Here is a 21,931-nt window from a genome sequence, read left to right as displayed (position 1 = left end):
GGAGACCAGCAGATGAACCTGCGCAGCTCATGGGTGGCCGAGACCGGCCAGACCCGCGAGGACACCCGCCTCACCCAGCTCGGCGCGACCACCCCGGCCAACCCGCTGGACGTCCGTTCCGGCATCCTGCCCGGCTCCTACGACGGCCAGTACCGCCTCTCGGGCTTCTGGCTGGAGGGCGGCGCGGGCACCATGACCGCCACCGTCCACGAGGGCCGGGCCGTCGTCCAGGCCGACAGCAACCAGGGCGCCTACCCGGTCACGCTGGCCGAGCCGATCACCCTCACCTTCGCCGACGGCGACGCCTCCTACGGCCGGATCGACGTCGTCGTCCTGCGCGTCTACGACGACCTGTACGACGACTCGGGCTTCACCAAGGCCGCCGTGGAGATCGTCCGGGGAACCCCGGCGGCCACCCCCGTCGTGCCCGCGCTCCCGGAGATCGCGCTGCCGGTCTACCAGGTCGCCGTCCGGGCCGGCATCAGCGCCGGCAAGGGCGGGGTCAACTGGAGCACCGACGTGACCGACCTGCGTACGCCCACCGTCGCGGTCGGCGGCATCCTGCCCGTCTACGGCGACACCGGCAACGGCGCCTACCCGGGCCAGTACCGCGACTCCGGCGGCGCCCTCCAGCGCTGGGACGGCTCCGCCTGGGTGTCCTACCCCAGCGCCCTGGGCGGCATCGCCCCCTCCGGCGCCGTCGCCACGGCCAGTTACACCGGCCAGTACCGCGACAGCCCCGCCGGGCTCCAGCGCTGGAACGGCACCGCCTGGGTGACGTACCAGCCGGTCCCGACCTGGACGAACTACACACCGGTCTGGCGCTGCGAGACCGGCGTGGCGCCCACGCTGGGCAACGGCACGCTGGCCGGGGCGTACGTGAAGACGGGCACCGTCGTCACCTTCCGGATCTACCTCAAGATCGGTTCGACGACCAACCTGTCCGCCCAGGACGCCAACGGCGACTGGACCTTCTCGCTGCCCGCCGCACCGGTCTCCACGGCCTGGAAGCTGGACGGGCGGGTGGTGAGCGCGGAGGCCTTCGACGACTCCGCCATCCTCATGCACCAGGGCAGCGGGCTCCTCGCGGTGGCCAACGGCGGAGTCGTCCGCTCGCTGCGCGACACCCTCAAGACCGGCACCAGCCCGTGGGACAAGTCGGCCCCGTTCGCCTGGGCCGTCAACGACATCCTCTCCCTCCACGGCACCTACGAGTCGGCCTCCTGACCGGCCTCCTGACGAAGGGAACCACCATGGCCGTACGTTCCGCCTGGCTGTCACCCGACGGACAGACCCGGGAGGACACCCGGGTCACCCAGATCGGGGCGGTCACCCCGGTCACCGACATCAAGGGCCGCTCCGGTGTCCTGCCCGGCTCCGAAAACGGCCTGTACCGGGTCACCGGACTCTGGCTCAACGGCACCACCGGCGGTATGACCGCCACCGTCGGGGTGGGCCGGGCCGTCATCCAGACGTCCGTCGCCCGCGGCGCCTACCCGGTCGCCGTCACCGAGCCGGTCCCGCTCACCTTCGACGCCGGCGACTCCCAGTTCGGCCGCGTCGACCTCGTCGTCCTGCGGGTCTACGACGACGACTACGACGGCTCGGACCGCACCGAAGCCGCCGTGGAGATCGTCAAGGGCGTCGCGGCCGCCACTCCGGTGGCCCCCGCCGCCCCGGACGCCTCCCTCGTCCTGTTCACCGTCGCCGTGGCCAAGAACGCCGGCGCCGGCAGCGGCGGCATCGACTGGGACAGCGCCCGCGTCGATCTGCGCCCCACCACCGTCCCGCTCGGCGGCATCCTGCCGACCCGCTCCGACGACACCGCGCCCGGCGGCTATCCCGGCCACTACCGGGACGTCAACGACACGCTCCAGCGCTGGAGTTCCACCGCCTGGGTGCCCTACCCCAAGGGCGTCGGCGGACTCGTCCCGGCCGGGGTGCTGACCACCGGCGGCTACGTCGGCCAGTACCGCGACTCCTCGCTCGGCCAGCTCCAGCGCTGGAACGGCGGCGCCTGGCAGCCGGCCGTTCCGGGGCCCGTCTTCGTGCAGTCGCTGGACGCCGGGACCACCGCCTCGACGACGTACACGGCCGCCCTGGCCTCCACCACCGTCACGGCGCTCACGCTCACCTTCACCGCCCCGCCGTCCGGCTCCGTGATCATCGGCCTGGGCGCCCGGATGTCCTCGGGCGGCGAGACCGCGCAGGCGCACATGTCCCCGCAGGTCACGCTGGGCTCCACGGTGATCTGGGCGGCGGACGACGAGCGGGGCGCGTCCGGTTCGGGCGCCGTGTCCAAGTCGACGTCGACCCAGCTGCGCCTGAACTCCCTCACCGCCGGCTCGACCTACACCGTCACCGCGATGCACCGGTCGAGCAACGCGAGCTTCACCTGCGCGTTCGACAACATCTTCCTGCGCGTCGACCCGATCGCCTGAACCACCGTCCCGTTCCCGCCCGTTCTCCCGAAAGGAGTCGACCATGCCCGTGCGCTCCGGCTGGCTCTCCCCCGACGGCCAGTCCCGTGAGGACACCCGCCTCGTCTCGCTCGGCGCCCTGACCCCCACCTCGCCCGTCGCGACCCGCTCCGGTGTCCTGCCGGGCTCCTCCGACGGCGCCTCCCGCATCTCCGGCTTCACGCTCACCGGCACGGCGAGCAGCATGTCCGCCACGGTCAGCCCCGGCCGTGCCGTGCTCCAGAGCACCGACGCCAGGGGCGCCTACCCGGTCGCCCTCACCGAGTACCTGCCCGTGACGTTCGCGGACGGCAACGCCCAGTACAACCGCATCGACCTCGTCGTCCTGCGGGTCTACGACGACGCCTACGACGGCCTCAGCCGCACCGAGGCCGTCGTCGAGATCGTCCCGGGCACCCCGGCCGCGGCCCCGACGGTACCGGCGGCGCCCGGTCTGTCGCTTCCGCTGTACGAGGTCACCGTGCCGGCCAACGCGAGCGCGGGCACCGGCGGCATCGCCTGGGCGACGGCGCTGGTCGGCCGCCGCACCGCCACGGTCGGCGTCGGCGGCATCCTCCCGGTGACCACGGACACCTCCAACGGCGCCTACCCCGGCCAGTACCGGGACCTGAGCGGCGTGATCCAGCGCTGGTCCGGCACCGCCTGGGCCGACTACCAGCCGCCGCTCGTCGTGGAGACGACGACCACCGGGGTCACCGCCCAGGGCAACTGGTCGCTGTCCTGGTTCGGCGCCCGCCGTACCCGCGGCGTGTGCTCGTTCACCGTCGGGCTCACCCGCACCACCAGCGTCCTCACCGCGACGGCCGCCGGCACCACCAACCCGGGCAACGTCGGCGACGAGCTGATCTGTGCCCTCCCGGCGGGCTGGCGGCCGGTCGTCGAGACCTACGCGTCCGCGAGCGACGGCTTCGCCGACGGCGCCGTCCGGATCGCCGCCGACGGCTCGGTCCAGCTGATCACCTGGTCGACCAGCGGTGTCATCCAGGTCGGCAATGTCCTGCGCTTCTCCGCCTGCTTCGTGCTGTGAGCGCCGACCGACCCGGCCCTGGGAGCTGACCGCCGTATGACCACGACCACCACCCCCTACCGCGCGATCTTCTGCGATCTGCGCACCGACGACACCATCGACATCCTGCCCCTGCGGGACGTCACCGTCGACGACTACATCGGCAAGGCCGGGTCCCTCTCCGGCACCGTTCCCGTCCCCAACGCGGAGATGGCCGCCCGGGTCCGCCGCATCGAGGAGGGCCGCACCTCGGTCTACCTCCAGCGCGGCAACGACCTGTGGTGGGGCGGCGTCATCTGGACGTCCACCCTGCAGAGCGACGACCGGGGCGTGCTCACCCTCGGCATCCAGGCGGCCACCTTCGAGTCGTACGCGGGCCGCCGCCGCGTCCGCCAGGACCTCACGTTCTCCGGGAGCGACGACCAGCTGGAGGTGGCGCGGCGGCTGTGGCGCCACCTCCAGACCGGCGAGCTCGTCGACGACGGCACGCCTCCCGCGCCGACCGGCGGCGACATCGGCGTCACCTTCGGGCAGGAGCTCTCCGGGGTGACGCGTTCGGTGTCGTACCGCGACGGCGACGAGACGGTCTACCTGGAGGCGATCGACGCCCTGGCCGCGCTGGAGAACGGTTTCGAGCACTACATCGCCGTCTACCGCGACCCGGTCACCGGCACCCGGGTCCGCCGGCTGCGGCTGGGCAGCCCGAAGATCACCACCGGCAGCACCGACCTGGTGATGGACCGGCCCGGCACGATCCTGTCGTACACCTTCCCGCGCGACGCCACCCGCGGCGGGACCACCGCCCGGGCCCGCGGCGCCACCGACAACACCAACCAGGCCGTCGAGTCCCGCCCGCTCTTCGCCGACGCCGACATCCCCGACGGCGAAGACCTGATCAAGGTCGGCTATCCGCGGATCGACCTCGCCTCGGACCACAACGACATCGCGAGCACGACGATCCTGCGGTCCCTGGCCAACGCCGAACTCGCCGAGGGCACCGGCGCCGTCGTGATCCCCGAGATCAGCGTCCGGCTCGACGACCTGGTGCCGTCCGCGCTGCTGGGCCGTACCGTCCGCCTGCGGATCACCGACGAGTGGTGGACCGAGGGCCTGGACGCCCGCTACCGGATCATCGGCGTCAAGGTCAGCCCGGCCCAGCGCGGCCGCCCCGACACCGCCGAGCTCTACCTGGAGGAGGTCTGATGCCCCAGCTGCCCGAAGACATCATCGACCGGCTCACCCAGATGGAACGCCGCATCCAGCAGCTGTCCACCGCCGTCAACACCCGTCCCGCCCTCAACACGATCACCGGCGGGGAGGTGGAGATCAAGGACGGCACCCTGAAGGTCACCGACGGCGGCACCCTCCTGGTCCAGCGGCCCGGCAGCACCGACACGATGTTCCGGGTCGGCTCCTGGAAGGACGCCGAGTACGGCCTGGAGATCCACCGCCAGACCGGCAGCCTCGCCATGACCCTGTTCAACGGGGACGGCAGCGCGAACTCGCTCCAGCCGCTGCGGATCTACGACAACGGCAACCGGGAGATCTTCTCCGACGACGTCAACAGCGGCGGCCTGGCCCGGCCCTGGCTGGCCATGCTGCCCCCGCAGGACACCGCGACGGCACGCTGGCCGCAGACCGCCTCGACGGCCTGGGCGACGATCGCGCTGTCGTACAACCCGGTCTGGCAGCCGAAGATACGGCTGCGGCTGAGCACCGCGGCGAGCTCCGGCGCGACCGGTCAGGTCCGGGTGCTGGTGAACAGCGCCCAGTGGGGTCCCACGGTCGCCGCGGGCACCGAGTTCGACTACACGGACCTGATCAGCACCACCTTCTCCTCCGTGTACACCACCACGGTCAAGGTGGAGATCCAGGCCATCGTCACCAGCGCCTCCGGCACCGTCTACGCCACCCCGGTCCTCATGCACGGCCGCCAGAGCTGATCCCGACACCACAAGGAAGGCAGCGCGTCCATGGACATCGACCCCACTCAGCCCTGGGGCCTCGCGATCGACTACGCGGGCCGGGCCACCCTCACCGAGAGCGGCCACACGATCCACGTCAACGTCGCCGACACCAGCCTCAGCTCGGTCATCGGCCCCGACTCGATCAGCGGCACCTACTCGCCGGTCAACGTCACCGCCCAGTTCACCGAGACCGGCGAGGGCGGCACGGTCCTGCGCGGCACCGGGCGCATCACGATCATGCCCGTCGGCGCCGACCCGGTCGTCCCCGACCCGACGGCCGTCCAGCGTGCGGTCGCCGCGGCCCTGGCCGACTTCGAGACCAACGCGGCGGCCTACGTCACCCTGTGCGCCCAGTGGCAGCCGCACGACGGAAACAGCGACGGCGACGGCGCCACCCCGGACCCGGAAATTGACCCGGAGACCGACCCTGAGACCGCCCCGGAAACCGACCCGGAAACCACGGCCTGAGGCCCACCACGCTCCGAGCCCCGCCCCCGCACAAAGACCGCCCCGCACAAGAACCACCCCCGCCACCCCGAGCCGCTCCCCCGCCGGCCGGGGTTTTCTCATGCCCGAACACTCCCCAGGGAGGCACCACCATGGCCAACCCCCTCTCCGCCGACGCCCTCGTGTCCGCACTGCGGGCCGAGGGCGTCACCGTCGTCGAGCACTCCGGCTGGCGCACCAACAACCGCAACCAGAAGGGAAGCTGGGGACCGGTCAACGGCGTGATCGTCCACCACACCGTCACCTCCGGCACCAGCAACAGCGTGAGCCTCTGCTTCAACGGCCACTCCGCCCTGCCCGGCCCCCTCTGCCACGGCGTGATCGCCAAGGACGGCACGGTCCACCTGGTCGGGAACGGCCGCGCCAACCACGCGGGAAGCGGCGACGGCGACGTCCTCAAAGCGGTCATCGCCGAGAAGCCGCTGCCCGCGCCGAACGAGAACGACACGGACGGCAACGTCCACTTCTACGGCTTCGAGTGCGTCAACCTCGGCGACGGCAAGGACCCCTGGCCGGCGGTCCAGCTGGAAGCCATGGTCCGCGCCTCCGCCGCACTGTGCCGGGCGCACGGCTGGTCCGCCGCCTCCGTGATCGGCCACAAGGAGTGGACGAACACGAAGATCGACCCGCGGGGCTTCACCATGGCCGACTTCCGCGCCAGGGTCGCGACCCGGCTGGGCAAGCAGACCACCCCGAGCACGGGCACCGGCACCGGCACCGGCACCGGCACCCCGCAGTACCAGCCTTTCCCGGGCGCCGCCTGGTTCCGGAAGAACCCCAAGTCGGCCGTCGTCACCGCACTGGGCAAGCGCCTGATCGCCGTCGGCTGCTCCGCCTACGCCTCCGGTCCCGGCCCGCAGTGGACCGAGGCCGACCGTCTCTCCTACGCCCAGTGGCAGCGCAAGCTCGGCTACACCGGCTCCTCCGCCGACGGCTGGCCGGGCGCCAAGTCCTGGGCGGCCCTGAAGGTCCCGTACAGCTCCTGAGAATCGAGGCTCCCGATGTCAGAGGCCGCCAAGCGCACCCTCCGTACCGTTCTCCAGACCGCTGTCGGCCTGTGCGTCCTGCTGCCGACGGTCGTCGACGCCGCCGGCATACCGGGCACCCTGCCCTGGGTCGCCGCGGCGCTCACCGCCGCCGCCGGCCTGACCAGGGTCATGGCCCTGCCCGCCGTGCAGACCCTGCTGCCCGCGTGGCTGCGCACGGACACCCCGGCCGGCGGAAAGCCCAGCAAAACGAGCGACGCGTGAACGAACCCTTCTCCGACCCGGCCGCCGTGGCCCTGGAACTGGAGCGGCTGCGCGGCACCGTCGAGGCCGGCTTCGCCCGCGTCGACGGCTCGCTCGCCCTGCTGGTCCAGCGCAGCGACCAGACCGACAAACAGATCGCCGACCACGAACAGCGCCTCGACGCGCTGGAGCGCTCCCGCTGGCCGCTCGCCAGCATCGGCGCCCTGGCCGCCCTCGCGACGGTCGCCGTCACCGCCTGGGAGCTGACCGGCCGCTAGACCGGCTCCCCGGACATGCCGAAGGGCGGCCACCCCGTACGCAACGGGGTGACCGCCCTTCAGTACTTCAGACGTACGCCTTACTGGTTGTACGGACCGTAGTCGTAGTCCTCCAGCGGAACGGCCTGGCCGGAGCCCGTGCCGAACGGCGAGTAGTCGATGTCGTCGTAGCCGACGGCCGAGTACATCGCGGCCTTGGCCTCCTCGGTCGGCTCGACCCGGATGTTGCGGTAGCGGGACAGACCCGTACCGGCCGGGATGAGCTTACCGATGATGACGTTCTCCTTGAGGCCGATCAGGGAGTCGGACTTGGCGTTGATCGCCGCGTCCGTCAGCACCCTGGTCGTCTCCTGGAAGGACGCCGCCGACAGCCAGGACTCCGTGGCCAGCGAGGCCTTGGTGATACCCATGAGCTGCGGACGACCGGAGGCCGGGTGACCGCCCTCCTGCACCACACGACGGTTCTCGACCTCGAACTTCGAGCGCTCGACGAGCTCGCCGGGCAGCAGCTCGGCGTCGCCGGACTCGATGATCGTCACCCGGCGCAGCATCTGCCGGATGATGATCTCGATGTGCTTGTCGTGGATCGACACACCCTGCGAGTTGTAGACCTTCTGGACCTCGCCGACCAGGTGGACCTGGACGGCACGCTGACCCAGGATGCGCAGCACGTCGTGCGGGTTGGTGGCACCCACGGTGAGCTTCTGGCCCACCTCGACGTGCTCGCCCTCGCTGACCAGAAGACGGGCACGCTTCGAGATCGGGAACGCCGTCTCGTCGCTGCCGTCGTCCGGCGTGATGACGATCTTCTTGGTCTTCTCGGTCTCCTCGATCCGCACGCGGCCCTGGGCCTCGGAGATCGGGGCGACACCCTTCGGGGTACGGGCCTCGAAGAGCTCGACGACACGCGGCAGACCCTGGGTGATGTCGTCACCGGCCACACCACCGGTGTGGAAGGTACGCATCGTCAGCTGGGTACCGGGCTCACCGATGGACTGGGCGGCGATGATGCCGACCGCCTCACCGATGTCGACCAGCTTGCCGGTGGCCAGCGAGCGGCCGTAGCACATGGCGCAGGTGCCGACCTGGGACTCACAGGTCAGGATCGAACGGGTCTTGACCTCCTCGACACCGTGGCGCACCAGCTGGTCGATGAGCACGTCGCCCAGGTCCACGTTGGCCGGCGCGATCACCTTGCCGTCGATGACGACGTCCTCGGCGAGCATGCGGGCGTAGACGCTGGTCTCGACGTCCTCGGCCTTGCGCAGCACGCCGGCCTCGTCGTGCGAGGCGATCCGCAGCTTCAGACCGCGCTCGGTGCCGCAGTCCTCCTCGCGGATGATGACGTCCTGCGAGACGTCTACCAGACGACGGGTCAGGTAACCCGAGTCGGCGGTACGCAGGGCGGTGTCGGCCAGACCCTTACGGGCACCGTGCGTCGAGATGAAGTACTCGAGGACGGACAGGCCCTCACGGAACGAGGCCTTGATCGGACGCGGGATGGTCTCGTTCTTCGCGTTCGACACCAGACCACGCATACCGGCGATCTGCCGCATCTGCATCATGTTTCCTCGGGCACCCGAGTCAACCATCATGAAGATGGGGTTCGTCTTGGGGAAGTTCGCGTTCATCGCCTCGGCGACCTCGTTGGTCGCCTTGGTCCAGATCGCGATGAGCTCCTGCGTGCGCTCTTCCTTGGTGATCAGACCGCGCTCGTACTGCTTCTGGACCTTCTCGTCCTGGGCCTCGTAGCCCGCGACGATGGCCTTCTTCGCCTCGGGGACGACGACGTCGGAGATGGCCACGGTGACACCGGAACGCGTGCCCCAGTAGAAGCCGGCCGCCTTCAGGTTGTCGAGCGTCGCCGCCACGATGACCTTGGGGTAGCGCTCCGCGAGGTCGTTGACGATCTCACCGAGCTGCTTCTTGCCCACCGAGTAGTCGACGAACGGGTAGTCCTCGGGCAGCAGCTCGTTGAAGAGCGCGCGACCCAGGGTCGTCCGCAGACGGAAGGTGTCACCCTGCTGCCACTCCGGCTCGCCCTCTTCGCGAACCGGCGGGGTCCAGCCGCGCGGCGGGATGGTGCCCACCGGGAAGCGGATGTCGATCGCCGACTGCAGCGCGAGCTCGCCGGCGTCGAACGCCATGACCGCCTCGGCCGAGGAGCCGAACGCGCGGCCCTCGCCCTTGGTGTCACGCAGCTCGCCGTCGGTGGTGAGGAAGAACAGACCGAGGACCATGTCCTGGGTCGGCATCGTCACCGGACGGCCGTCGGCGGGCTTCAGGATGTTGTTCGAGGACAGCATCAGGATGCGGGCCTCGGCCTGCGCCTCCGCGGAGAGCGGCAGGTGGACGGCCATCTGGTCACCGTCGAAGTCCGCGTTGAACGCGGTGCAGACGAGCGGGTGGATCTGGATGGCCTTGCCCTCGACCAGCTGCGGCTCGAAGGCCTGGATGCCGAGGCGGTGCAGGGTGGGCGCACGGTTCAGCAGAACCGGGTGCTCGGCGATGACCTCTTCGAGGACGTCGTACACGACCGTGCGGCCGCGCTCCACCATGCGCTTGGCGCTCTTGATGTTCTGCGCGTGGTTCAGGTCCACCAGGCGCTTCATCACGAACGGCTTGAAGAGCTCCAGCGCCATGGCCTTCGGCAGACCGCACTGGTGCAGCTTGAGCTGCGGACCGACGACGATCACGGAACGCGCGGAGTAGTCCACACGCTTGCCGAGCAGGTTCTGACGGAATCGACCCTGCTTGCCCTTCAGCATGTCGCTGAGGGACTTCAGCGGGCGGTTACCGGGACCGGTGACCGGACGGCCACGACGACCGTTGTCGAACAGCGCGTCGACGGCCTCCTGGAGCATGCGCTTCTCGTTGTTCACGATGATCTCGGGCGCACCGAGGTCGAGAAGGCGCTTCAGGCGGTTGTTGCGGTTGATCACACGGCGGTACAGGTCGTTCAGGTCGGAGGTCGCGAAGCGGCCACCGTCCAGCTGCACCATCGGGCGAAGGTCCGGCGGGATGACCGGCACGCAGTCCAGCACCATGCCCTTGGGGCTGTTGCTGGTCTGCAGGAACGCGGAGACGACCTTGAGGCGCTTGAGCGCACGGGTCTTCTTCTGGCCCTTGCCGGTACGGATGATCTCGCGGAGGCGCTCGGCCTCCTCGTCGAGGTCGAAGGACTCCAGGCGCTTCTGCAGTGCCGCGGCACCCATCGAACCGTCGAAGTACGTGCCGAAGCGGTCACGCAGCTCGCGGTAGAGCAGCTCGTCGCCCTCGAGGTCCTGGACCTTGAGGTTCTTGAAGCGGGCCCACACCTCGTCGAGGCGGTCGATCTCGCGCTGGGCGCGGTCACGCAGCTGCTTCATCTCACGCTCGGCGCCTTCGCGCACCTTGCGGCGCACGTCGGCCTTGGCGCCCTCGGCCTCGAGCTCGGCCAGGTCGGTCTCGAGCTTCTTGGCGCGGGCCTCGAGGTCGGAGTCGCGACGGTTCTCGATCTGCTGACGCTCGACGGAGACGTGCGCCTCCAGCGAGGGCAGGTCACGGGTACGGCGCTCGTCGTCGACGTACGTGATCATGTACGCCGCGAAGTAGATGACCTTCTCGAGGTCCTTGGGAGCCAGGTCGAGCAGGTAGCCCAGACGGCTCGGGACACCCTTGAAGTACCAGATGTGCGTCACGGGAGCGGCCAGCTCGATGTGACCCATCCGCTCACGACGCACCTTGGCGCGGGTCACCTCGACGCCGCAGCGCTCACAGATGATGCCCTTGAAGCGGACACGCTTGTACTTGCCGCAGTAGCACTCCCAGTCCCGGGTCGGACCGAAGATCTTCTCGCAGAAGAGTCCGTCCTTTTCGGGCTTGAGCGTGCGGTAGTTGATCGTCTCGGGCTTCTTGACCTCGCCGTGGCTCCACTGACGGATGTCGTCAGCGGTAGCCAGACCGATCCGGAGCTCGTCGAAGAAGTTGACGTCGAGCACTATGCGTCAATCCCTCTCAGGGTTGTAAGTCTTGGGGTCTGATACGGGGGTCCTGGGGCCGGCAGGGCTCAACTTCGTGAGCCCTGCCGAACTCCCGTCAGACCTCTTCGACGCTGCTCGGCTCACGCCGGGACAGGTCGATGCCGAGCTCCTCCGCAGCGCGGAAGACATCCTCGTCGGTGTCACGCATCTCGATGGACATACCGTCACTGGACAGCACCTCCACGTTCAGGCAGAGAGACTGCATCTCCTTGATGAGCACCTTGAAGGACTCGGGGATGCCAGGCTCGGGGATGTTCTCGCCCTTGACGATGGCCTCGTAGACCTTCACGCGGCCGGTGACGTCGTCGGACTTGATCGTCAGCAGTTCCTGGAGGGCGTACGCGGCGCCATAAGCCTCCAGCGCCCACACCTCCATCTCGCCGAAACGCTGACCGCCGAACTGCGCCTTACCACCCAGCGGCTGCTGGGTGATCATCGAGTACGGACCGGTCGAACGGGCGTGCAGCTTGTCGTCGACCAGGTGGTGCAGCTTCAGGATGTACATGTAGCCGACCGAGACCGGCTCCGGGAACGGCTCGCCGGAGCGGCCGTCGAACATCCGCGCCTTGCCGGTCGGGAGCACCATGCGGTCGCCGTCGCGGTTCGGGATGGTGTGGTTCAGCAGGCCCGCGAGCTCGTCCTCACGCGCACCGTCGAAGACCGGGGTGGCCACGTTGGTACCCGGGGCGACCTGGTCGGCGCCGATGCCCTGGAGACGCTTCGCCCAGTCCTCGCCGAGACCGGAGACGTCCCAGCCGCGGCTGGCGAGCCAGCCGAGGTGGATCTCCAGCACCTGTCCCGGGTTCATTCGGGACGGCACACCCAGCGGGTTGAGGATGATGTCGACCGGGGTCCCGTCCTCGAGGAACGGCATGTCCTCGATGGGCAGGATCTTGGAGATGACACCCTTGTTGCCGTGGCGGCCGGCGAGCTTGTCACCGTCCGTGATCTTGCGCTTCTGCGCCACGTAGACCCGAACCAGCTGGTTCACGCCCGGCGGCAGCTCGTCGCCTTCCTCACGGTCGAAGACGCGGACGCCGATGACCTTGCCGATCTCGCCGTGGGGCACCTTCAGCGAGGTGTCACGGACCTCACGGGCCTTCTCACCGAAGATCGCGCGCAGCAGGCGCTCCTCCGGCGTCAGCTCGGTCTCGCCCTTGGGCGTGACCTTGCCGACGAGGATGTCGCCGGCGACGACCTCGGCACCGATACGGATGATGCCGCGCTCGTCGAGGTCGGCGAGGACCTCCTCGGAGACGTTCGGGATGTCCCGGGTGATCTCCTCCGGGCCGAGCTTGGTGTCACGGGCGTCGACCTCGTGCTCCTCGATGTGGATCGAGGAGAGGACGTCGTCCTGCACGAGGCGCTGCGACAGGATGATCGCGTCCTCGTAGTTGTGACCCTCCCACGGCATGAACGCCACGAGCAGGTTCTTGCCCAGGGCCATCTCGCCGTTCTCGGTGGCCGGGCCGTCGGCGAGGACCTGACCGGTGATGATCCGGTCGCCCTCGTTGACGATGACCTTCTGGTTGACCGAGGTGCCCTGGTTGGAGCGGGAGAACTTGGCCAGGCGGTACGTGATGTACGTGCCGTCGTCGTTGGTCGTGGTGATGTAGTCCGCGGAGACCTCCTGGACCACACCGTCCTTCTCGGCCCTGACCACGTCGCCGGCGTCGACGGCGGAGCGGTACTCCATGCCGGTGCCGACGAGCGGGGCCTCGCTCTTGATGAGCGGCACGGCCTGACGCATCATGTTCGCGCCCATGAGGGCACGGTTGGCGTCGTCGTGCTCGAGGAACGGGATCATGGCGGTCGCGACCGACACCATCTGGCGCGGCGAGACGTCCATGTAGTCCACGTCGTCACCGGGGACGTAGTCGACCTCGCCGCCACGGCGGCGGACCAGGACGCGGTTCTCGGTGAAGCGCAGGTCGTCGTCGAGCGTGGCGTTGGCCTGCGCGATGACGAACCGGTCCTCTTCGTCGGCCGTCAGGTAGTCGACCTCGTCGGTGACGACACCCTCGGTGACCCGGCGGTACGGCGTCTCCACGAAACCGAACGCGTTGACGCGGCCGTAGGAGGCGAGCGAACCGATCAGACCGATGTTCGGGCCTTCGGGGGTCTCGATCGGGCACATGCGTCCGTAGTGGGACGGGTGCACGTCACGGACCTCGAAGCCGGCCCGCTCACGGGAGAGACCACCCGGGCCGAGGGCGTTGAGACGACGCTTGTGCGTCAGACCCGACAGCGGGTTGTTCTGGTCCATGAACTGGGACAGCTGGCTGGTGCCGAAGAACTCCTTGATGGAGGCGACGACCGGCCGGATGTTGATCAGGGTCTGCGGCGTGATCGCCTCGACGTCCTGGGTCGTCATGCGCTCACGCACGACGCGCTCCATACGAGCCAGACCCGTACGGACCTGGTTCTGGATGAGCTCGCCGACGCTGCGGATACGACGGTTGCCGAAGTGGTCGATGTCGTCGGTCTCGACCATGATCGAGCGACCGGACTCGCCGACCGTCTCGGTCTCCCCGGCGTGCAGCTTGACCAGGTACTTGATGGTCGCGATGACATCCTCGACGGTCAGGACACCCGCGTTGAGCGGGGCCTCGCCACCGAGCTTCTTGTTGACCTTGTAGCGGCCGACCTTGGCCAGGTCGTAGCGCTTGGGGTTGAAGTAGAGGTTCTCGAGCAGCGTCTGCGCGGCCTCACGGGTCGGCGGCTCGCCCGGACGCAGCTTGCGGTAGATGTCCAGCAGCGCGTCGTCCTGGCCCTGGGTGTGGTCCTTCTCCAGGGTGGCGCGCATGGACTCGTACTCGCCGAACTCCTCGAGGATCTGCTCGGTGGTCCAGCCGAGAGCCTTCAGAAGGACGGTGACGGACTGCTTGCGCTTGCGGTCGATACGCACACCGACCATGTCGCGCTTGTCGATCTCGAGCTCCAGCCAGGCACCCCGGGAGGGGATCACCTTGGCGGAGAAGATGTCCTTGTCGGACGTCTTGTCGATCGAGGAGTCGAAGTAGACGCCCGGCGAACGGACCAGCTGCGACACCACGACACGCTCGGTGCCGTTGATGACGAAGGTGCCCTTGTTGGTCATGAGCGGGAAGTCGCCCATGAAGACCGTCTGGGACTTGATCTCGCCGGTCTCGTTGTTGGTGAACTCGGCCGTCACGAAGAGCGGGGCCGCGTACGTGAAGTCGCGGTCCTTGCACTCGTCGATGCTGTTCTTCGGAGGCTCGAAACGGTGGTCGCGGAAGGTCAGCGACATCGACCCGGAGAAGTCCTCGATCGGCGAGATCTCCTCGAAGATCTCTTCCAGACCGGACTTGGTGGGGACGTCCTGACCGGACTCCAGAGCGGCCTCGACGCGACCCTTCCATGCGTCGTTGCCGAGCAGCCAGTCAAAGCTCTCGGTCTGCAGCGCGAGAAGGTTCGGAACCTCGAGGGGCTCCCTGATCTTTGCAAAGGAGATGCGCAGCGGGGCGGTGCTGGCGGCGTTGTTCGTATTCGCGATCGAGGCGTTGCGCGAGGCGGCCAAGAGGGGGTCCTTCCGAGGGCTCGGACTCACTACGCGCGTACCGGCTCCCCTCCTGCGCACAGAGACAGAAATCCCAGGTGAGGGATTGTCTGGTCGTCCGGGCTCAAGTGAGGGCATGCCCCTGGTGACGGGCAGGGAACAGCTAACAGGCAGCGCAAAGGGTCAGTGTAGCCACTTGGCACACTGATGTCCAGTGCGGGTTTTTCGAGACCCTCGTAGTTCTCAACGCCCTCGGTCTGCTAGTCCTCAACGCACGGTGATACTGCCCTCTCCGCCGTCGATCCATGCCTCGGATTCGGATCCTTGTGACGACGCGTCCTGAGAATTGCGCGCTGCGTGCGGTTCGTCAAGGCCCCCCTGCGCGAACTCGGGCGCTCGGAGACACGATGAAGATCACCATACCCCCCGGTCAAGCAGGTGTGAGGCAACCGTGGCCGCGCTCCCAGGAACGCCGAAGAGCGACCACCCAGATGGATGATCGCTCTTCGGTGCGTGAGCGTTACAGCCCCGGAGGGACTGATTCAGCCTTCGCGTCCGGTCGTCGCCGACCGGGAGGTGTTACTTGACCTCGACGGAGGCGCCGGCGGCCTTGAGGGACTCGGCAGCCTTCTCGGCGGCCTCCTTCGCGACCTTCTCGAGGACGGGCTTCGGAGCGCCGTCGACGAGGTCCTTGGCCTCCTTCAGGCCCAGGGAGGTCAGCTCACGCACGACCTTGATGACCTGGATCTTCTTCTCGCCGGCGCCGGTGAGGACGACGTCGAACTCGTCCTGCTCCTCGGCGACCTCAGCGGCGGCGGCCGGGCCGGCCGGGGCAGCGGCGACCGCGGCGGCGGCGGTGACGTCGAACTTCTCCTCGAACGCCTTCACGAACTCGGAGAGCTCGATGAGGGTGAGGGTCTCGAACTGCGCGAGCAGCTCTTCCTGGGACAGCTTCGTCGCCATGGTGGGCGATCCTTCCATTCAATTCGGCAGGTGCCGGATGTACATGTCGGCGGGCGTACGTTCGGCCCGCGTCGACCGCCACGTCAGGCGGCGGTCAAAGTGCGAGCCGAGTTACTCGGCACCGCCCTGCTCGGCCTGCTTGGCACGAAGAGCGTCCACGGTGCGGACGAGCTTCGAGGGAAGCGCCTGGAAGAGCTGAGCAGCCTGAGTCTGCTTACCCTTGAAGGCACCCGCCAGCTTGCTGAGCAGAACCTCGCGGGACTCGAGGTCCGCAAGCTTCTTGATCTCGTCGGCGGACAGCGCCTTGCCGTCAAGGACACCGCCCTTGATGACGAGGTTCGGGTTGTCCTTGGCGAAGTCACGAAGACCCTTCGCCGACTCCACCGGGTCACCGGTGATGAAGGCGACTGCCGTCGGACCATTGAACAGGTCGTCGAGCGTCGTGATCCCGGCCTCGTTGGCCGCAATCTTGGTCAGCGTGTTCTTCACCACGGCGTACTGGGCGTTCTCACCGAGCGAACGACGCAGCGTCTTGAGCTGCGCCACGGTGAGACCCCGGTACTCGGTCAGCACGGCGGCGTTCGAGCTGCGGAACGCGTCCGTCAGCTCGGCTACCGCGGCAGCCTTGTCGGGCCTTGCCATAGAGCGTCGGCCTCCTTCCGGGTGATGAGGACCGCTCAGAAGGGGCTGGGACAACGAAACGCCCCGGCGCAGGCGCACGGGGCGTGACTCGACCGAATGAATTCCGTGGAAGGATTTCGTCCGGGAGCGTATCCACTGACACCTGCGCGGGTCGTCCGCATTGCAGCGGATCCTTCGGCCACCGCCCCCTCTTGCGAGAGCACGGCAACGACCAGCGGTCTTTGGCTTCTCGAGGAGCGTACGTGAACGGGGCGCCGTCAAGCAAATCCGCCCGTACGGGGGCTGTCCGGACCTCAGTCCCGGGCCTTCTTCAGCTCCTCGGCCATGTCCAGCGTGTCCGAGGCGGGCGGCACCTTCACGGTCACGGGCTTGCCGAAGTCGAGGAACGTGATGGTGAGGTCGAGCTCGCCGTGCCGCCCGAAGCCCTGCACCCGCAGCTGCCGCGTACGGTCCTCCGCGTCGACCCACAGGTCCATGGTGAGTTCGTCCACACCCTGCTTCTCGTACTGGGCGAGGCTCTTCTCGGTCCGCTGCCGGACGCCCTTGTCCTCGTCCTCGTAGGAGGCGCGGATGTCGTCGACGGTGGCCGTGCCCGTGTAGCGGGTGGTGCGCACGCCCTCGACGGTCTCGGAGCCGGCCTTCTTCAGGTCGTCGGCCGCGGCGAGGAAGCCACCCTCGTGGGAGGGGTTCTCCCGGACCCGGTCCACCATCGTGCCGGTGTCGACCTTGATCCCGCTGGGAGTGTCGGAGCTGCCCGGCGCCCCGAACTTGATCCAGTGCTTGCCGCCCTCACCTGCTTCGTCGGAGCCCACGTACAGCACCCCGCTGACCAGCCGGAACTCGCCCGTGCCCTGATCGGGTCCACTGAGCACGGTGGACTTCAGGCTCATGACCGGCGGCTCGGTGCCGATCGCGGCCTCGGCCTTGATGCGGCCTTCCTCCGGCGTCCGGCCGGTCATGCGGTAGCGCAGGGACACGGCCTGCTCCGCCTTCTCCGCGGCCCGGGTGACCGCGGCCTCGGCGGCCGAGCCACCCCCGCCCTCCGTGCCGCCCGCCCCGGCACACCCGGCGACGAGCAGCGCGGACAGCCCGAGGACACCCACGGAAGACCTCATCCAACTTCCCCCAGAACCCCATACAGCGAACACACGGTCGATTAACAGCAAGACCGTGAACGTATCCCAGGGGATCGGGCGAGGTCCCGTGATTTACGAGCCGGTACCCGCCCCCTGCAGCTTCACCAGCTCCGAGAAGTCCGCGGTGTCGCTCGCCGGGGGCACCTCGGCGGAGACCTCGGTGCCGTAGTCGCTGTAGTACGCGGTCTGGGTGTAGGCGCCCGCCGTGGTCTCGCCCTTCTCGACCTTCTTGACCAGCAGATCCCGGTCGTCGACCCAGATGTCGACCGTCTCGGTGGTGACGCCGGCCTGCTCCAGCGTCTTCTTCAGGTCGTCGAGCTGGCTCCGGCTGAGGCTGGAGTTCTTCTCGGCGAGGTCCGCCACCTCGACCGTCCCCGAGTAGTGCGTGGTCCGCTGTCCCCGCACCTTCTCCTCGCCGACCTCCCGCACGTCCCCGGAGGCCAGCAGCAGCTTCACCGACTGGTTCGGGGTGGTGTTCTGCATCTGGTCCTTCAGATACGCCCCGGAGCTGCCGCCGAGGCTCTCCAGGTCGTCGTACGCGTATCGGATCCAGTGCTTGCCGCCGGCCTGCGCCGCGAAGGTGTCGCCCATCCTCGCGTAGTAGGCGTCGGGCAGATAGCGGGCCTCCATCGACGTGGTGCCCATCTGGCGCATGGTGTCGGCCATGGTGCCGCCGGTGTACGTGATGGTGAGAGTGCCGGTGAGGCCGTCCCCCCAGCCGAGGGCGCCGTCGGCGGTCATCGACATCACCGAGCCCATGCTCGTGGTCGACTCCACCTTCGCGGAGTCGGCGCCGTCGGTGGACTTCTCGGCGGTGCGCAGGGCCGCGACGGGGCTGAGCCGGGGACTGCCGTCCGCGCTCTTCTCGGAGCCGCCGGAGCCCCCGGAACCGCCGGAGCCACCGCCACAGGCCGTCACACCCGTCAGCAGGGCCGCCGCGGCGACCGAGAGGCCCGCACGGCGTAGGGTCGTGCACTTCATTCGTCCCACCCCCATGGATTCCTGTCACTGAACGCTAACGCACAGCACTGACAGTCGTACGAAAAAGAGACGTACGGCAAAAGGGACGAGCCCCGCACCTCGAAAGGTTGCGGGGCTCGTCACCGACTGAGGGTGAGCTGTGGGGCTCAGACCGCGGCCGGGTCCTCCTCGACGAGAAGGTTGCGGGTGCGGTTCGGGTCCACCAGGATGCCGGGGCCGATCGTGGAGCTGATCGCGGCCTTCTTGATGTAACGACCCTTGGCGGCGGACGGCTTCAGACGGAGGATCTCCTCCAGAGCCGCACCGTAGTTCTCCACCAGCTTGGTGTCGTCGAAGGACACCTTGCCGATGATGAAGTGCAGGTTCGAGTGCTTGTCGACGCGGAACTCGATCTTTCCGCCCTTGATCTCCGTGACGGCCTTGGCCACGTCGGGGGTGACCGTGCCGGTCTTCGGGTTCGGCATCAGACCACGCGGACCGAGCACGCGGCCGAGGCGGCCGACCTTGCCCATGAGGTCCGGGGTGGCGACGACGGCGTCGAAGTCCAGACGGCCCTTCGCGACCTCGTCGATCAGTTCGTCGGAGCCGACGATGTCGGCGCCCGCGGCCTCCGCGGCCGCAGCACGGTCACCGGTCGCGAAGACCAGGACCCGGGCGGTCTTGCCGGTGCCGTGCGGCAGGTTCACGGTGCCACGGACCATCTGGTCGGCCTTGCGCGGGTCGACACCCAGGCGGAAGGCGACCTCGACGGTGCCGTCGTACTTGCTCGTGGAGGTCTCCTTGGCGAGACGGACGGCCTCGAGCGGGGCGTAGAGCTTCTCCCGGTCGACCTTGGCGTCCGCAGCGCGGAGGGACTTGCTGCGCTTGCTCACTACTGCTCCTGATGTTTTCTGAGGAGTCGTGGTACGGGCCGAGCAGGCCCTGCCACGGTGCTACGAAGGTGCTACGGGGCTGGTGATCAGCCCTCGACCGTGATGCCCATGGAGCGGGCGGTGCCGGCGATGATCTTCGACGCGGCGTCCAGGTCGTTGGCGTTCAGGTCGGGAAGCTTGGTCGTGGCGATCTCACGGACCTGCGCCTCGGTGATCTTGGCGACCTTGGTCTTGTGCGGCTCGCCCGAGCCCTTCTCGACACCAGCGGCCTTGAGGATCATCTTCGCGGCCGGCGGCGTCTTGGTGATGAAGGTGAAGGAGCGGTCTTCGTAGACCGTGATCTCCACCGGGATCACCCAGCCACGCTGCGACTCGGTCGCGGCGTTGTAGGCCTTGCAGAACTCCATGATGTTGACGCCGTGCTGGCCGAGCGCGGGGCCGACCGGCGGGGCCGGGTTGGCCGCACCAGCGTTGATCTGGAGCTTGATGAGCCCCGTGACCTTCTTCTTCTTGGGAGGCATTGCTCTCTCCGGGTCCTAGTGAGAGTTTTCAGCCGTCCGGTCCGGATGATCCGGATGGAGGCATACCGCACAACGATAACGGGTATCCATGCGCGGCCAAAAACCGAGCAGGTCAGACCGTCCCCCGCAAGCGGGAGGCACCCTCAGCGAGAGCATGGTCTGACCTGATCGGAGGCTTGTGCTCCAGAGGAGGCTAGTTCTTCTGGATCTGGTCGAAGCTCAGCTCGACCGGGGTCTCGCGGCCGAAGATCTCGACAAGGCCCTTGACCTTCTTCGAGTCGGCGTTGATCTCGTTGATCGTGGCCTGGAGCGTGGCGAACGGGCCGTCGGTGACGGTGACCGAGTCGCCCACCTCGAAGTCCAGCACCTGGACCTCGACCTTGCGGGCCGGAGCCGGCTTGCCCTCGGCCTCGGCGGCCTCGCGCGCGGCCTTCTCCTCGGCCTCCGGAGCGAGCATCTTGACGATCTCGTCCAGGGTCAGCGGGTACGGGTCGTACGCGTTGCCCACGAAGCCGGTGACGCCGGGAGTGTTGCGGACGACGCCCCAGGACTCGTTCGTCAGGTCCATGCGCACCAGCACGTAGCCGGGCAGCTTGTTCTGACGGATGGTCTTGCGGTCGCCGTTCTTGATCTGGACGACCTCTTCCTGCGGCACCTCGGCCGCGAAGATGTAGTCCTCGACGTTCAGCGAGACGGCGCGCTGCTCCAGGTTGGTCTTCACGCGGTTCTCGTAGCCGGCGTACGTGTGGATGACGTACCACTCGCCGGGGAGGGTGCGCAGCTCCTCGCGCAGGGCGACAACGGGGTCGACGGGCTCGGCCGGCGCTTCTTCCTCGGCCTCGTCGACGACGTCCTCGGCCTCGGTGTCCTCGGCCTCGACGTCCTCGTCGGCTTCCTCGTCCTCGACGTGGAGTGCGGCTTCCTCCGCGGGTTCGCCCGCTTCGGCCTCGGCAGCCTCGAACTCGTCCACCTCGTCCGCGCCCTCGACGATTTCGAGCTCGTCGTCCACGGACTCGTCCGGCTCGATGGCGTCGTTCAGGTTCTGGTCAGACACGGTGGCTGCTTCTTCCTGGATACATAGGGGTGGAACATGCGAAAGGGGCGCCGGATACCTCGGCGCCCTTCGCTCTAGGCTCAGCCAAAAACGTATTTGGCGGCGTGGCTGAGTCCATAGTCAATCACGGTCACCAGGCCGATCATGATGACCACGAAGACGATCACCACGGTCGTGTACGTCGTCAGCTGACTCCGCGTGGGCCATACGACCTTGCGAAGTTCGGCGACGATCTGGCGATAGAAGAGCGCGAGACGCTTCAGCGGGCCCTTCTTGGCGCGCTTGCCGCCCTTGCGGGTCTTCTTCTGCGCCTCAGGCAACTCGTCCTGGGCATCAGGCGTGTCGATGGAGCCCACGGCATCCGCCATTCGTCCTCACCTGTTCCCGGGTCGTGGCCGTGCCGCGCCCGGTCTGAGCCGCACGGCGATGCATTGCTGTACGTACATGCGCTGCGCACACATCCTGGTGAAGGAGTGTGTAGCAGGGCCGGAGGGACTTGAACCCCCAACCGCTGGTTTTGGAGACCAGTGCTCTACCAATTGAGCTACGACCCTTTGTGTGTTCCCCAACGTACCGCATCCGACCGAGTGCTCGGTGTGCACCTGTTGGGGCGCGGCTGTTGAAGGCCAACGACGTGTGAGTGTACGTGGTCTTGAGCGCCTCGTCGAACGGAAAGCGGCCTTGATCGGAATCACTCTGATGTTCAGTCGGCTGACCAGTCCGTGAAACCCGTGTGCCGGGCCGGTTTCCGGT

General features: G+C 68.3%; 19 protein-coding genes and 1 tRNA gene. 9 read left to right on the top strand and 11 right to left on the bottom strand.

The window, feature by feature from the left end; translation table 11 throughout:
• Positions 1-12: 12 nt before the first annotated feature.
• The 9 genes from ABT070_RS10660 to ABT070_RS10620 all read left to right on the top strand — a co-directional run bounded on the left by ABT070_RS10660 (position 13) and on the right by ABT070_RS10620 (position 7,467).
• Positions 13-1,227, top strand: a complete 1,215-nt coding sequence (locus tag ABT070_RS10660; RefSeq protein WP_351757665.1) for a hypothetical protein — start codon at positions 13-15, stop codon at positions 1,225-1,227.
• A 26-nt stretch (positions 1,228-1,253) separates the two neighbouring features.
• Entirely contained in the window at positions 1,254-2,441 is a 1,188-nt protein-coding gene (locus tag ABT070_RS10655; protein ID WP_351757662.1) for a hypothetical protein, read from the top strand.
• Positions 2,442-2,484: 43 nt separating this feature from the next.
• Positions 2,485-3,507 (top strand): hypothetical protein, encoded by a 1,023-nt coding sequence (locus ABT070_RS10650; RefSeq protein WP_351757661.1) that lies wholly within the window; start codon positions 2,485-2,487, stop codon positions 3,505-3,507.
• A gap of 36 nt (positions 3,508-3,543) precedes the next feature.
• A complete protein-coding gene (locus ABT070_RS10645; RefSeq protein WP_351757658.1) occupies positions 3,544-4,689 on the top strand; it encodes a hypothetical protein in 1,146 nt (381 codons plus the stop codon).
• Positions 4,689-5,429, top strand: coding sequence for a hypothetical protein (locus ABT070_RS10640; RefSeq protein ID WP_351757655.1), 741 nt, complete (start codon positions 4,689-4,691; stop codon positions 5,427-5,429). The genes ABT070_RS10645 and ABT070_RS10640 overlap by 1 nt, the downstream gene beginning before the upstream one ends.
• 30 nt (positions 5,430-5,459) lie before the next feature.
• Positions 5,460-5,921 (top strand): ATP-binding protein, encoded by a 462-nt coding sequence (locus ABT070_RS10635; RefSeq protein WP_351757653.1) that lies wholly within the window; start codon positions 5,460-5,462, stop codon positions 5,919-5,921.
• Positions 5,922-6,052: 131 nt separating this feature from the next.
• Positions 6,053-6,946: a peptidoglycan-binding protein gene (locus tag ABT070_RS10630; protein ID WP_351757650.1), complete on the top strand. Its 894-nt coding sequence runs from the start codon at positions 6,053-6,055 to the stop codon at positions 6,944-6,946.
• Between the two features lie 15 nt (positions 6,947-6,961).
• Positions 6,962-7,210 carry a hypothetical protein gene (locus ABT070_RS10625; protein WP_351757648.1) on the top strand — a complete coding sequence of 83 codons (249 nt, stop codon included), beginning with the start codon at positions 6,962-6,964 and terminating at the stop codon, positions 7,208-7,210.
• On the top strand, positions 7,207-7,467 hold the full coding sequence (locus ABT070_RS10620; protein ID WP_054238759.1) for a hypothetical protein: 261 nt from the start codon (positions 7,207-7,209) through the stop codon (positions 7,465-7,467). Before ABT070_RS10625 ends, ABT070_RS10620 begins: the two co-directional genes overlap by 4 nt.
• An 80-nt stretch (positions 7,468-7,547) precedes the next feature.
• Here ABT070_RS10620 and ABT070_RS10615 read toward each other — a convergent pair whose 3' ends face one another.
• The 11 genes from ABT070_RS10615 to ABT070_RS10565 form a co-directional block, all read right to left on the bottom strand.
• A complete protein-coding gene (locus ABT070_RS10615) occupies positions 7,548-11,447 on the bottom strand; it encodes a DNA-directed RNA polymerase subunit beta' (RefSeq protein ID WP_351757645.1) in 3,900 nt (1,299 codons plus the stop codon).
• 97 nt (positions 11,448-11,544) lie between these two features.
• Entirely contained in the window at positions 11,545-15,030 is a 3,486-nt protein-coding gene (gene rpoB / locus ABT070_RS10610; RefSeq protein ID WP_351757644.1) for a DNA-directed RNA polymerase subunit beta, read from the bottom strand.
• 558 nt (positions 15,031-15,588) lie between these two features.
• A complete protein-coding gene (gene rplL, locus ABT070_RS10605) occupies positions 15,589-15,972 on the bottom strand; it encodes a 50S ribosomal protein L7/L12 (RefSeq protein ID WP_189147766.1) in 384 nt (127 codons plus the stop codon).
• A gap of 111 nt (positions 15,973-16,083) precedes the next feature.
• Positions 16,084-16,614 carry a 50S ribosomal protein L10 gene (rplJ, locus tag ABT070_RS10600; RefSeq protein ID WP_351757641.1) on the bottom strand — a complete coding sequence of 177 codons (531 nt, stop codon included), beginning with the start codon at positions 16,612-16,614 and terminating at the stop codon, positions 16,084-16,086.
• Positions 16,615-16,907: 293 nt separating this feature from the next.
• Complete coding sequence (locus ABT070_RS10595; protein WP_351757639.1) at positions 16,908-17,729, bottom strand: SCO4651 family lipoprotein; 822 nt, start codon at positions 17,727-17,729, stop codon at positions 16,908-16,910.
• A 93-nt stretch (positions 17,730-17,822) separates the two neighbouring features.
• Entirely contained in the window at positions 17,823-18,731 is a 909-nt protein-coding gene (locus tag ABT070_RS10590; protein WP_351757636.1) for an SCO4651 family lipoprotein, read from the bottom strand.
• Between the two features lie 146 nt (positions 18,732-18,877).
• Complete coding sequence (gene rplA / locus ABT070_RS10585) at positions 18,878-19,603, bottom strand: 50S ribosomal protein L1 (RefSeq protein WP_171398899.1); 726 nt, start codon at positions 19,601-19,603, stop codon at positions 18,878-18,880.
• An 86-nt stretch (positions 19,604-19,689) separates the two neighbouring features.
• Positions 19,690-20,124 (bottom strand): 50S ribosomal protein L11, encoded by a 435-nt coding sequence (gene rplK / locus ABT070_RS10580; protein ID WP_020132675.1) that lies wholly within the window; start codon positions 20,122-20,124, stop codon positions 19,690-19,692.
• A gap of 193 nt (positions 20,125-20,317) precedes the next feature.
• A complete protein-coding gene (gene nusG / locus ABT070_RS10575; protein WP_351757632.1) occupies positions 20,318-21,178 on the bottom strand; it encodes a transcription termination/antitermination protein NusG in 861 nt (286 codons plus the stop codon).
• A gap of 80 nt (positions 21,179-21,258) precedes the next feature.
• Positions 21,259-21,546 carry a preprotein translocase subunit SecE gene (secE, locus tag ABT070_RS10570; RefSeq protein WP_189925267.1) on the bottom strand — a complete coding sequence of 96 codons (288 nt, stop codon included), beginning with the start codon at positions 21,544-21,546 and terminating at the stop codon, positions 21,259-21,261.
• A 113-nt stretch (positions 21,547-21,659) separates the two neighbouring features.
• Positions 21,660-21,732, bottom strand: a tRNA-Trp gene (locus ABT070_RS10565).
• Between the last annotated feature and the right edge of the window lie 199 nt (positions 21,733-21,931).

This window comes from Streptomyces sp. NPDC002884 (assembly GCF_040295245.1).
Lineage (GTDB): Bacteria > Actinomycetota > Actinomycetes > Streptomycetales > Streptomycetaceae > Streptomyces.
The sequence above is the reverse complement of the archived record's forward strand: the minus strand, read 5'-3'. Positions and strand labels throughout refer to the sequence as shown.